This window comes from Pedobacter cryoconitis (genome assembly GCF_014207135.1).
GTDB lineage: Bacteria > Bacteroidota > Bacteroidia > Sphingobacteriales > Sphingobacteriaceae > Pedobacter > Pedobacter cryoconitis_D.
The window spans coordinates 13,096-26,905 of the sequence record NZ_JACHCC010000017.1 but is presented as its reverse complement, the minus strand read 5'-3'; the positions used below and the strand labels follow the sequence as shown (position 1 = coordinate 26,905).

Below are 13,810 nucleotides of genomic sequence, written 5' to 3'. Positions count from 1 at the left end.
AGTGGTGATTAGTTTAATGTTCGTTAGATTTAAGCGATAGAAGTTTTGCTGTTAATTTATTCCATAGGTGGATATTAGGCTAATTGTGAAGTGAATAAAAGACTTCTTTTACATATGCGCCGTGTGGCATTTACTGCATTAAAAAAGCTTAAAAACACTGAGGTTTTTGTGAATTTATTTGAAAAATTGCCAGGAGAAAAAATGTCAGATGTCCAGAAGAACCAAACCATACCGTGAACAATAACACCATCAGTGTCAGGAGCGTCAACGCACCGGTGTCGCTATGCTGCAGCTGGTCAACATGAAACAAGATGGAAAAATCATTTTTAGTCGCGCCCACCCGTATCCTGCACCATAATTTATAAATTTAAGAAATTAAGCAGCCCGGATGTGGAAAGGTTTCATTTTCTTCCTGAAACTAATTCGGTAAATTTGATGATTAACCGCTTGCAAACCTACACATGGTCAAAATAGACAGTATCCAAAAAAACATTGAGGAAATAAAAGAAATCGGTCTGGAAAACATCGAATTAATGCCTCAGGTCGAAAAATGGTGTGTGCACTTGACTGTTCAGGGCTATGCACGGGGAATGGTGGCGGAAATGTATCGTATTCCTAATAACGTAAAACTGGATTGCCAACATGCAGCCTTTCCAGCAGACTGGCTTCGACTATCGGTTATTGCGGAAGAGTTCATAGCACAAAATTGCATCAATTGTAATTTTCACCAGGCGAGGAGCAAACCAAACTATGGAGAGGTCATTTTAGAAAAATTGCAAAAGCAAACAGAAGAGCAATCAGAAAGAGAAAAGTTGCGAACAGACCTCGCTGAAAAGATCAAGCAGGAAACTAATGTTTTGATCGCTGCGGGCAGGTTTAAGGCAAATCCGACGCAATTATCTATTCTCAAAATGCTTGTAGGCCTGGCAGATGAATCGCAGCGGTCGATAACAGCATCGAAGCTTTCGGCGGCAGCGTTGCTTGATCCTTCTTTTTTCAGTGATGATGCACTAAATGTGCTGTTGATGTATTTTGAAGACGAACAGGCTGGCGCGTATTGCATCGAGGCCGCTTGCGCAGTCATGGCTGGCCGAAAGTATTTCCCGGTTAATTTACTCGATGTGGCAAAAGCACAAACAGGCACTTCGCCGCACTTCGATAGACTGGCAAAAATTCTTAACTTCTATATTGAAGTCAATAATATCGACGACCACATACTAACCATCGACACCCTGATCACGCGGCTTTGGTATAAGCGACACATTGGCGAACCGGCAAATCCAGAAAGAAATTTTCAAAATGCAGAGGCGTTGCTGATCAGGTTAGCTAAGGTGGCCCCGGAACAATTGCAAACTATTTTCAGGCAGCATCTTGCTGTTAATGAAAAAAATACTCGGATCAACATTGACTTGTTGTTACAAAGATTAACAGCAACCTTACCTGAATTTGTAGCCGCTCTGGCACCGGAAATCATCCGGTCGCTAGAATTTACGGATAACCAATATGAGGAATCCGCTGACGGAGTTACGTTAGAAACTATTCAAGTATTATTCAATCAAGACCCTCCAAGTACATTCGCCTGCTTAACTAAAGAAAAAGTGAAGCTCTCTGTTGCGGCAAAGGCCCTATTCCCCAGACTAACGATCAATTTATTAAATAATAGGGCGTTTGCCGACAATCATCCTGAAATCACAACAACACTTGTAGATGAATTAGTGGCTGATATCCTAAATAGCGGCGTGCCTGAAGAAGTCCAAACAGCTGCAAGACATCAGCTGTCTTATTTCATCCAACAAAGACCGGAGTTGTTTCAAAGCCGGTTCGATGGCTTTTTAGGTTATCTGTCCAAAGTCGCCGAAGAAGAAGCGCTATTTAAATTTTACGAGGAAGAACTGGAAAATAAAGAGCCTGATGAACGCACCACTTTTAATTACCTGGTTGGTAAAAACTTCTACGAGGTCAAGAACATTGAGCAGGAAATTCATAATCGTTACCAGGAAACGAAAAAAATAATCGGTGAATTATGCAAGGTTGCTCCCCATCAAAATCTCCCCAAAGTATATTCCATCATTCCTGAAATCAGTTCAGCGAAGAATGAAAAATATAAAAAGGAACTGATCAAGATAGTAACAGATTACGGCAAAGATCCGGCAATGCTAGCTGGTTTTATTCCACAATTATATACGCATTTACTCGACCCAGATTCAAAAAATATTCGACATACAGCACTGCTTTTTCTGAACAAAATATTTGAAAAGTTCCAAATGCTGCTAACTACATCGCTTTGGGATCTCTTCAACGTTTTTCTGGAAGACAAAGAGCCTGGAATTAAAGGCCTGGCTTTAATGATTTTGGGCACTGTTGCCGATAACTATCCTGAAAGGATCACAGCTGCGTATCTTAAAATCCATAAGGATGCTTTATACACCAACTGGGCGTTTGTGATTAACAATGCCATAGAAATTTCGAATAATTTACGGCCTTTTATGAGCGAGCGTGAAAGGTACGAAATGACCGTTCTGTTGGTACGGATCGCCGACATTTATTCCAAAGAGGATGATGATACAAAATTGTCCGGTGTAGTTGATCAGATACTGTCTTTTGTAGCCGATCAGCCTGAGGCGCTTTATAAAATACCGGCAAACTTTATTAGCCCGAGGGTCAAAACCGGTGATTATTACCAGGCAAAAGAGCAACTGGAAAAATTGTGGTATTTAGCAAAAAAGGCACCGGAAGTTTATTCCCTTTGGCTTGACGGTGTATTGTCCTTTTTAATCCGTTTTCCTTATAATGGTGGCGGTGGTCAGGACGACCGTTTGGATTTTTATTTTAAAATGCATCATCTGGATAGGAAATTCATTGTGGCGCAGGAAGCGCAATTTCGTGAACTCTTTGCTTTGCCGGGAACGGCTATAGAGCGACATTTTGAAGTGGCGCACATCTTAGCGATCCTCGGCTACTTTGAGTGTTACACATTGCTGGAAGAGGTAACAGTCAGTTTAAAACTTAAGTTTACCGATGTGGAAGCCAATAAACGCGTAAGACGTAACATCGAATTTTGGCAATTAATGGCCGCGGTTGAAATAACTGCCGACCGATCAGAAAAATTAAACAAGTTAAAAATCGCAGCCAATGTATTCAAAGCGTAGTAGTTCGCCAGAGTTTGACCAATTGCAATTCGATTTAAGGGAATATAAAATGGCACTTGCGCCCGGCGTTAAAGCCGGCCTGCCAAGCATTATCGAAAAGCTGGATGCCATTATTGAAACCACTAAAAAGTTATGCGAGACTATCGTAGATACATTTGACGAGCCATACTTTCGTTTTCTGGAATGCTTTTTTTTGGTCGCCAAATTTCAGGCCGCTTATCTTCAGTCGCTGAAATCAGGTGATGGCAAATCCGATGCCTTAAAGCAAGCCAATCAATTCAATTTAGAACATCTTTCCGGGGTAGCCGCGAAGTTGGATCATTCCAGGCCGTCAATCGAAGTTGCTCTAATATTGGCAGCCGGGCTAAGTGCCAGTAATCAGTTGACAGATTTTTACAAAAAAATCGATGAACTTGCGATCATCAGCTTGCCATTCGTGCATGGAATCGAAACAAACCCATATGCGCATTTTCAGCGACATATCTCTACTCCTGACAGCGAGGAGAAAAAAGAAGCTGAACCACTCATGCTTTCAGTGCAATTTTCTACAGATAACGAGCCTTGGGCAAACCCGCAATTGCTCAAACCTAAAACGCAATATACTATCAATGGTGTAATCAAACTTAACCGCTTGCCGGAGAATTATGATAAATTGATCATTCGGCATGTTAGTACTACTGGGGACGATTTTTTTGTACTGTCACTCCCGGAAATTCAATTGACAAATGCCCTCTCTTATTCAATCAGGGGGCAGGTGGTTTTTAAATATGCGCAAAATACATTTGACCCTCCAATCGCGATCAAACTGATGGCCCAATTGCTATCTGTCAGCGAAGAACCAGCTTATCCGCATCTTATTGGGTACGATGAATTGATTACGCAGGTAATCGATGAAAAAACTTTTAAATACCCTACAGGATTTAGCAAACTGAATAAAAAAGCCTGGGACATAGGTTTGGAAATAAAAAAAGACTTGCCGGATATTGATAGCCAGGAACTCGATCACTTTATTATTTTGCTTTCCGGCATATTGAACTATGCAGGTTATTGCGCTTTACACGGTATTTATAAAACCATTGGCAAATTATCAGAGGATGATTTCCGGGATCGCCTGATTACTTACTTATCCGCCAACCCGACGATCGGCGGTGACATTATAAAAGAAGGTCATGTTGCAGGAGGGCGCGTGGAAATTCGCTACCAGAATATTATTGCAGAATTGAAGGTAGAAAAAAAAATCTCTGACCGGGCGAAAATGGTTGATAAGTATAAACGGCAACCATCAGTGTACGCCTCTGCACTTTCGGCAGACCTTGCTATCCTATGCATTCTCGATTTGACAGACAAAATCCTTCCTTCGACATCGGTAGCAAATAACGTATTTACAATTCCAGCGGTGTTTCATGGATTTGTAAACGCTCCAACTACTTCAAAAATTGCTGTAATTATCATCGACGGAAATCTTAAAAATCCGAGCGCTTATTAATGCCAAGCCGGATTTAATGATTGATGTGTCCTAAAGACTGCCTAGTTATTCGGAATTTTTAAGTTATAAGACGGATTTCTTGGTCGAATTTTTAAGATTTCCATTCCAGCAGGTTTATATTCGTTCCACTATAAAAAAGGTGGTTGACAGTATTACTAGAAATTAAGTACTAGTGAACAAATCATTTACACAGAATTTTTTATCTAAGGTTCAGTACACTAAAAAAGCGTAATACAATTTTTAATTAAATTGTATTACGCATTGTGAATAGGCAATAAGTTCCTATTTTCTCTTTGAACAAAATATTCAATTTCATAGCTTTATTTACACGGTTTTCCAAATTCAAACGCTATCGCTCCTCGAACACCTGCTGATACTTCCGGTACAACTCAATGTAAATTTTATCCATTAAATTAAGCAGAGCAAACCAAAAATAGTAGTTGTTGTAATGGTAATTAGGATCTGCCAGTGTCTTAAGCGATGGCAAGTTTTCCTGGTAGGAAAGTAGATTATGAGCGCATCTGTTCCTATGCCTATACAAGTGGTTTTCATAGACTTTCTTCAAAGAGTACAAATTATTGGTCTCAGCAAACAGTGTGTTATCGTCGGTGGCAAAGTGATTAAATTGATATATACTTACTAAGCTTTGGTACTTTTCGAAAGCTTCCTGCGTCCACGATAATACCGCTGTTCCTTCAAATATCGTCTTAATTTCCCGACGGGCTGTCCGCAGGAGAGAGGCTCTACCTATATCATTGGCAACATCATAGTTCGCGTGCTTTTTTATCTGCGAGAGCAAGTCTTTATAAACTTTAACCTTATCATCGTAATTTGAAAATTCACCCATTGCCTTGCGTGTAAACTCGTAACGGTATTCATAGTCGTCAGTCGCCAGTTCCCAGCAGATACATTTCATCTTTTGCTCGTGAAAACCTGTCATTTTTAAAAATGTAGACTGCATTACATACTCTGTTAAAGGGAACGTTTCAATGCCAACACCCACACTAGCACTTGCTGACACTACATCAATAAGAATGTCTGTAACAGGAGAAAGAATAAAATCTGTGTGTCTACCCATGTAAATAGTTATTATAGATTTCTATAGATGAAGTGATTCGAGCGCGCAAATATTTAAGAGCACTGGGCGCTTTTTTATGGGCATCTACGCTTTTAAACTCAGCAATTTTTGCGTCAATATCAACAATTAGCTCTTCTCTCCTAGTTGTATCGATGTCTTTACCTTCGAATATTATGGCATAAATAAGTCCGAACAGATAGGTATCCATTTCTATTATGGAGGTGAACTGTGCGGGTATATTCAACTCCCTAATTGTCTGATCTAACTTTTCGAATCGTGGTTGGAAGTTTCCATCAAGAAATATCTCCAAAAACGGTCTATACTTTGGCGAGGGTTCTTCACCTGCCACCGAATAAATATATTCTTCGTAATAATCCTCCATTTTGGATTTGAACCCTGCAGCCACATTATTAGCATTACCCTCCTTAGCATATTGAGATAACAGGGCCAAAAATCTCAGAAAATCTAATGTACTCTCAGTACTATAATTCTTGATCGTAATGCGCTTCATATAAGGAGGGTCAAAGAAATCTCTCAGACCATCTTTCAAAAAGTATAGAGATGCCCTGCTTTCCTGCGAAAATAATCTTTGACCTGCAACATTTATACTCCTGAATACTGAAGAATAGTATTTTTGTTGAACCTGCTGATCGCTATTTTGCGGCACCAGGTAGGAAAAACCCAAGAATGTTTTTTTCAGAAAATCCTCATCGATTTCGAAGTCAATTACTTTGTAATTACCCGGTGTTATCTGATCGAGGATAGCGGCTTTGTTATTACCTTTTTCGGTTAACTTTTTAAAATTCCATTGCAGAATATTATCTAGTTGGTCATCGCCATCAACGTCATCATCATTTTCATTTGCTAACCTATCGACTGTCCCTTTAAAGAGATCTTTGTCGGGGAATAGCCCTAAATATGCCAACAAAACGGTAGTCAATCGTTGCTGGCCATCAAGTATCAAATTTTGGGTTGCTCCATCTATGCTAAAGGCTCCAATTGTTATCGGTGGTACGAATTGACTATTTTTGAGTGCTTTGATTAGCATCCTGACCTTATCCTCATCCCAAACAAAAAATCGTTGATATTCTGGAAGAATAACATTTTTCTTTAAGATCAGGTCAAGCCAGTGTTTAAGGGAATACTGTCCATAGTATACTCTATTATCCATCGTACGATTTAGGTTTATAGTAATTTGCAGCGAACAATATACATTTTTTATCGCCCGTCTATTCTCTTAATTGCATATTATGTCATTTGTATCGAACTACCCTTCAATATGATCAATAAACCGCTTGAGTTTTTCTGGTTCAGCACTCTTTCTGAGTCGAACATTTTTCCAAAGAAATCTAGACCAGCTATGCTGATGTATTCTCCTTGGATTAATGAAACTGCATAATCTTCTTCTGTCAAAATCTCGCTTTCGATCAGCCCCACTAATGGGAACGGAAATTCAATCTTGTGAACTTTAAAACTTTTTGCATTTAAAAATAGCTAAGATTTCTGTGTAGTTGGTTCGTTCCTTTTTTTTTTCCATTTGCTCCTTTTTAATGATTCATCTGACACATAATAGTGTTTTAAAGTCAGGATATTTGGAGCAAATTAATTTGAGCCATTTTGAAGTCTGTGTTTTTGTAGCATCAATGGCTTGCCACTTAGTTAAGGATATTTATCTTTAACAGTTAAAGTTGATTATTATGTCCGACGCTACGAAAAGTGAATGTCCATCCCTATTTTACGAACTCGATCTACCAAAATTTCTTAAAAATAAGGAAAGCCCATTTCTCAGTATTATAAATGGTGTACTAGAGTTCGTCACGCCAATCCTTGATACTCGTATTTCCGCAATTTTTCCTCTTTACACGTTACACAATACGGGGCATTCTTTCCGCATCATGCAATATATGTCTAAGTTGGTTGAAGACTACGCGAAATTGTCTGATTTGGAAATTGCATTATTGATTTGTGCTGCTTTGTTACATGATGTAGGAATGGGCGTAAGTGAAACGGATTTAAAGGATATCAAGTCGGACAATTTTGCGTTTTGCAATACTAAGTATTCTGCCATGCTACGGCTGTTGAACGGAAATGATACTGAAGCTACCCAAGAGTATATAAGGCGTATTCATGGCCAGCTATCGGGTCGCTACATAAAGTTAAATTTAAAAGACAAGCTTACAGTTCCCGGCCTACCTCACCTTAGTCTTGCCGAAGATCTGGCGCTAATTTGCGAAAGCCACACCCGCGACTATGATTGGATCAAGACTAAACTCAGACACCATGAGGTTCGTGGTGATTATCAATTCAATTCCCAATATGTTGCATGCATTCTCCGCCTTGCGGATATTTTAGATATTGACGCTAATCGGACTCCCTATCGCCTTTATGAACTCATATCGCCTCAAGGTTCCAGCGAAAAAGAATGGAAACAGCATTTTGATGTTTTAAATAATGACAAGATTGTTTTAAACGCCCGAACTCAGTTGCGAGAAATTTATTTTTATGGAAAGTCAAAAAATGCAGATATCCACCGAAAACTACTGACCTATATTGGGTGGGTTGAAACGGAACTTAGTGGAGCGCTTGCTTTAGTGGCAGGTATGAAAAGCGAATACAACCTACCCTTAGATCCCAAACCAAAAAATGAGATCGAAACGGAGGGGTTTAGTTTTTCAGGTTATAAAATGACTTTAAAGTTTGAGGCAATCAGTTCGCTGTTGATGGGTGAAAAAATCTATGGAAGCAAGCAATTAGGGCTAAGAGAGCTAATTCAAAATTCTCTAGATGCCTGTAGGATCAGGCAGGAAAACGAGAAACGTTCACTAGGCGAAGATCCTTACGTTCCGACTGTTCGCGTCGTCCTCGATCAAGAAAGTAATGTGGTTACAATTAAAGACAATGGTGTAGGTATGTCTATGGAGATTATCAAAAATCACTTTTTGAATATAGGAGTATCTTACTATCAATCCTTCGAATTTCTATTACAGGACTTAAGTTATAAACCCATAGGGAATTACGGAATTGGATTCTTATCATGCTTTATGCTATCCGACGAGGTAACAGTAAAAACCCGTCACTATCAGGCAAAAGATTTGCATGTGATACAACTTGAAAAGGGTAACGAGTGGACGTCTCTATCTGAAAAAAATGAGGTTGGTTTCTTCGGTACCGAAGTTACGCTGAATTATAAGCAATTCCTTCAGGTGTTTGATTCCAACGTTGAAAAAATCAGAGAATTTCTCTGCAAGTTTTTCTTAACAGATGGGATTAACTTTCAATTGCTTGACAACTCTAAACCAGTCATACCCATAAAAAACGAACTTTACCCAACAACGGAACCCGATAAGACTTTTCACAGAATTGATTTGGGGGATTATCTAAATGACATTGAAGGATATGTTCTAGTTCGTAAGAAAACCGATTTCGTTAGAAGTCTGGCTGATCTTGGGCTTGATGAATCAGTTTATTTGTATCGGCCATTAGCCGAAGAAAATGAGAATGAAACTTATAGCGAGTATGCTGCTAGGAGGGATAGTTGGCAATGTCTGGTGCCAGCTAATGACCTTGCCGCTATCCCAGTTGATGATTATTTTAGCAGTTCTGAAATTAAATACCTATCGGTTCCGGTGGTTACCAAAGAAATCAGAAAAGAGTTTGAAAGTGGTATGACTTATACTGAAGGTGACACGGAGAATGTCGTCGAAAAGTTGAGGTCAAAATTAGCCTGGATCACAATTTTACTACCTAAAAATGTAAAGAACTACGGTTATAGCGAGGAGGTAACTTCAACAGATTCGATACTGGAGGGTGTTGATCACGCAGCCCTTGTTGCATTGGGACAGGAGCCTGACTTACCTACATACAAATTTGAAAATAAAATAACGCTTTTTGAAGGTAACAAGAACAACCTCTACCTACCATTTGAAATTCCAGAGAAACGTTATTTCTATACCTACAGTAGCAATTTACCACGCCAAGAACTTTTCATCCGAAACGTGCTTATCAAAGATTTTTATTTTACGTTGCCTTATGCTGCATCTGTATTTGATATATCAACTATAGTCGTAAACGTAAATTCAAGAAAATTCATTCCGGATATCTCAAGAAATACAATTGCTGCACCAAGTGAACAGGAATTAAATTATGTAGTTGGAAAAGCTATTCATTATGGCGTGATCAAGTTCCTTGGGCTTGGGGCGGAAGAAGTGAATACCTTTCAAAACTTTGTCGCCCGTTTCTACAGTCGGGTTAGCGAATTCGAAAAGGTGCCAGATTCATCGATTTAGGGAAAAATTGAACGGTTAAATGTATTGCATTTTACAGCTGCAATACATTTAACCATTACGTTAATACCCTAAAAACAATCCTTATGATATTAATCTAATACTCCATGTTGTCAACAAACTGGCTTTTGATTATCCGTTAAGATTGTGGATTTTCGTTGCCAATTTCCATTAACGTCAGTTTATAGACTACAAATTAATTCTTTTCTTGAAGGTACCCTTGATTTTTAATTAGTTCACTTGTTTCTAACAAAAGTGAAAAATTCAACTTATTTATTTTAGATAATATACGTAGTCCGATTTCCCATGAATTAACAGTTTTAGGGTCAACATTCATCATAGGCAATAACATCTGATAGCCGATCTTACTGTTTTGAAAATTTGGTAAATAGTTTGATAACCCTTCTCTACTTAAACCCATATTTCTTTTCCCGATACTGAAAAGCAATTTCCCCACCTTCCAAAATATCGCAAACGTGCTCTCTAATGCCCACTTGTTTTAGAATCCCAGGGTTTGACGGTACTTTAAAGGTGTTTTCTAAAGCGCCAGAAATATATTCAAATTGATATTTTTCATTTGATTTCCCCTTATCTTGTCCATTTTGATTTGCAACGATCACTTGTTCTGCATCTGTTGAAACTACTAAATTTGCGTTGTGGGTAACTAATAAGATTTGGCGTTGAATCTTTTTACTCTTCACAAATTCATTTAGGTCATTAAAAATGGTTCTGTTATCCAAATTATCTTCTGGTTGATCAATTAGAATTGGATGTTCAGCATTACTTAAATGTAATATGATTTGCATGAGAACAAGCCCTCGTTTTCCTGGAGACATTTGAAGGATGTCATCACCGTTATAAATAATATTGTACCCAAATTTAAAATTGTCCTTAAGTAGCTGCAATATAGCTTCTTTTGAGCCAAACCCTGATTTGAATTTTATATTGTGTTTTTCTGACGACCAAACTTTGTCATAAATAATCTCGATATTATTAACATGGGTGACCTCATCATAAACATAGTCATTGGCTGTATTAAAGCACGATCCGAATATTGTATTGAAATTTGACCTTCCGTCTAATAAACTGCAAAATCCATTTTGAAAAGAAGGTAAATCTAACTCTAATGTAGTTTTCAGAATTAGGCCATTTCCAATTTCAGAAAGGGAAGGTTTTGATATTTCTGCAAGTATCCTATTATAAGCATTTAACAATTTGCCAGTGCCAGCTAGAATGATACCTTTTAACAATTTGCCAGAATCAGCGATTTTTTGTAATTGTTTTTGTTTTTCATCTATCTGCTTCAACTTACCTTGATCTTGCTCCAACTTTTGATTTAGTGTTTTTAACAAGACTTGATTGCTGATTTTCGCATTGAATGGCGCAAACTTGTTGTCAAAATCTAAAAGTACTTTCGACTTATTACTAATTTGATCATCAAAACTTGTTTCAACTAATTTGTATTTGTTAAGTAACTTATCAAATGCAGTATTTAAAATTAATTTATCAGTATCCAGGTTTTTATTGAGGTAGGTCTGGGCGTAGTGATCACTATCTAAATCTGTCCAATAGGAAATATTGTCCTCTAAAGTACTAGCTGTTTCAGCTTTAAGTGAATCCAATATGCCTATATATTCAGAAACTTTCGTTTTATAGTTTTCAATCCTTTCTTTGTTTTTAATAGCTATGTCTTTTTTCCTCACCAGTTTAGCAAATAATTTATCTTCCTCAGGTGTAAACCCTGATTTTGATTTTAAATCGTTAATCTCTTTCTGTATTGCTAAAATATTGGCTTTGATGGCGGCTTTATCACCGATTTCTTTTACTTCCTTTTGTGCAAATTGGTAATTATCTCGTATGATAAAGATTTCATTTATACTATTTGATATTTCCAGATTAATCTCCTGAATTTCTTCGACCACTTCCTCTTTAAATCGCTTAAAATTAGTGTTCTGGAGTAAAATGCTATCTAAAAGTTCTGCTAATTTTTTCTCACCTTTTTGTTCTGCTAGATGGTTGATATACATTTGTGGAACATAGGTTATTTGCCGGGTTCGAGAATCAGGATCATCACTAAGCTTGTTTACATGGCCGTCTTTCCATAAGACCTCGAAATCGAAATCATTTATTTTACTTTGAAGATTATACTCTTTTTCACCAACGACACCAAGTTTTTCTAATACTTGAATGGGGTCAATTGTTTTGGCTATATGATATAATAATAAAGATTTTCCTGATGACTTACCACCGATAATTACATTTAAATTGGGATTTAGTTCAACAGGATCATTAGAAAAATAATTGCTCTGACTGCCGAGAAATCTTATTTTATCTATTACATTGTAGTCAGTTTTAGCATCTGGCCTTTCATCCCTAATTAAAACTCTGGTCAGTGGTTCATGAATTACTTGTTTTAGACCATTAAAGGTTGGATCAGCTTTTATCCATGTGAAACATTTTCCCAATCTATCTTTTTGGTTAAGATTTGTAGAATTATAATGAGCATCACTACAATCTAAAAGTAAATTGTTAACAGCTTGTTCGGTCAGTTTAGATTTAGCATTATGACATGCTGCTGCTGTTTCAGATGAAATAAATACAAAATCTACTTTATTAATTACGTCCTTTTTCTCAGCTATACTCTGATCATTCCACGATAAGCTTTCCCATTCCGTCTTACCAATCGCTGTTAAACTATGACCTTTTAGGTATGTACTCTCTCTTAGGAGTTTTAAAATATCTTCTTCATCCAGATTTAGATTGTTAAATCCTTCCTCTAGGTCACTACCGTAATTTGGCAGTTGTTCGGCTGTAACACTGCTCTTAATAGCTGCACCAAGGTCAACTAAGCTATCTCTAGTGATAAGGCCATTCCAACTGATTCCTGTATGTCCAGGTGTAAGATGATATTTAGAACTAAGGCCGTTCAAGAATTGGCTTTCAATTATATCAGGTTTAAGCTCATCAGAAAAAATTACGTGGAAGTTAATTCTTTTGAAATCCTTATGGCCAGCGAATTTTTTCACTCTAAACTCAACAACGGGTAAAATCGTTTTTATATTTTTAAGACGACCTGCTGCTTTATATTCTAGTACTTTTTTGTATCCTTCAATAAATAAATAGTCGTTTATTCCTATCACTTGAAATTCTTCTGGCAAAGATTCTAAATCGGAAATGAAAATTTCCCACTTATCATTTATATCGCTTCCATTGAAATGTTGTATTAACGAATATGGTGTATGCACATGTAGATCCCACTTTCGCCATTCAGAACCTTTTGGATAAGAAATCTCTTTACTCATAAAGCATTTAATTTGTACCAAATTAGTTAAAATAATGATATTACTAATAAATAGGCTTAACCTGGATAGACTTTGATGTCGCATTCTAAAATTTGAAGGAGTAGAATTGTACAATCACAATTATACTGTTGAATATGTAAAGTTACTGACCTGCTTGTTCTTTAAAATGTTAGTTAATGCTGGAGGTTTTAGGTATCCGGTTCGTTGGAGTTAATTTTATGGCTATCTGGTTTAGGTTTTTAGTGGTGATTAGTTTAATGTTCATTAGATTTAAGCGATCGAAGTTTTGCTGTTAATTTATGCCCTAGGTGGATATTACATATTAGGCTAATTGTGCAGTGACTAAAAGACTTATAAGCTTTTGGTCGATAGAATATTAATCTGTCGCTTGTAAGTAGTTTTAATAGATTTTAAGTTCGTGACTATGAGAAAAGAAATCACACATTTAAGTTTTATTATACTAGATGTTGTATGTTTAAGTTTATGATATACATGTATTTATGTTGTTTGTT

The 13,810-nt window shown here is 37.3% G+C and carries 6 protein-coding genes; 3 read left to right on the top strand and 3 right to left on the bottom strand.

Annotated features, from left to right (window positions below; genetic code table 11):
* Nucleotides 1-461: 461 nt before the first annotated feature.
* Both HDF25_RS25000 and HDF25_RS24995 read left to right on the top strand, forming a co-directional pair.
* Nucleotides 462-3,149, top strand: coding sequence for a hypothetical protein (locus HDF25_RS25000; protein WP_184629150.1), 2,688 nt, complete (start codon nucleotides 462-464; stop codon nucleotides 3,147-3,149).
* Nucleotides 3,133-4,635, top strand: a complete 1,503-nt coding sequence (locus HDF25_RS24995) for a hypothetical protein (protein WP_184629149.1) — start codon at nucleotides 3,133-3,135, stop codon at nucleotides 4,633-4,635. Before HDF25_RS25000 ends, HDF25_RS24995 begins: the two co-directional genes overlap by 17 nt.
* Before the next feature lie 349 nt (nucleotides 4,636-4,984).
* Here the strand turns inward: HDF25_RS24995 and HDF25_RS24990 are convergent, their stop codons facing one another.
* Entirely contained in the window at nucleotides 4,985-5,713 is a 729-nt protein-coding gene (locus tag HDF25_RS24990) for a hypothetical protein (RefSeq protein WP_184629148.1), read from the bottom strand.
* Nucleotides 5,706-6,884 carry a DUF262 domain-containing protein gene (locus tag HDF25_RS24985; protein ID WP_184629147.1) on the bottom strand — a complete coding sequence of 393 codons (1,179 nt, stop codon included), beginning with the start codon at nucleotides 6,882-6,884 and terminating at the stop codon, nucleotides 5,706-5,708. The genes HDF25_RS24990 and HDF25_RS24985 overlap by 8 nt, the downstream gene beginning before the upstream one ends.
* A gap of 526 nt (nucleotides 6,885-7,410) precedes the next feature.
* Here HDF25_RS24985 and HDF25_RS24980 point away from each other — a divergent pair.
* Entirely contained in the window at nucleotides 7,411-9,999 is a 2,589-nt protein-coding gene (locus tag HDF25_RS24980; protein ID WP_184629146.1) for an ATP-binding protein, read from the top strand.
* 404 nt (nucleotides 10,000-10,403) lie between these two features.
* Here the strand turns inward: HDF25_RS24980 and HDF25_RS24975 are convergent, their stop codons facing one another.
* On the bottom strand, nucleotides 10,404-13,298 hold the full coding sequence (locus tag HDF25_RS24975; protein ID WP_184629145.1) for a TrlF family AAA-like ATPase: 2,895 nt from the start codon (nucleotides 13,296-13,298) through the stop codon (nucleotides 10,404-10,406).
* Nucleotides 13,299-13,810: the final 512 nt, after the last annotated feature.

Bases quoted from the DNA above. Each gene is read 5' to 3' on its own strand.
- HDF25_RS24990 (WP_184629148.1), bottom strand. From the start codon at position 5,713: ATGGGTAGACACACAGATTTTATTCTTTCTCCTGTTACAGACATTCTT.
- HDF25_RS24980 (WP_184629146.1), top strand. From the start codon at position 7,411: ATGTCCGACGCTACGAAAAGTGAATGTCCATCCCTATTTTACGAACTC.
- HDF25_RS24985 (WP_184629147.1), bottom strand. From the start codon at position 6,884: ATGGATAATAGAGTATACTATGGACAGTATTCCCTTAAACACTGGCTT.
- HDF25_RS25000 (WP_184629150.1), top strand. From the start codon at position 462: ATGGTCAAAATAGACAGTATCCAAAAAAACATTGAGGAAATAAAAGAA.
- HDF25_RS24995 (WP_184629149.1), top strand. From the start codon at position 3,133: ATGTATTCAAAGCGTAGTAGTTCGCCAGAGTTTGACCAATTGCAATTC.
- HDF25_RS24975 (WP_184629145.1), bottom strand. From the start codon at position 13,298: ATGAGTAAAGAGATTTCTTATCCAAAAGGTTCTGAATGGCGAAAGTGG.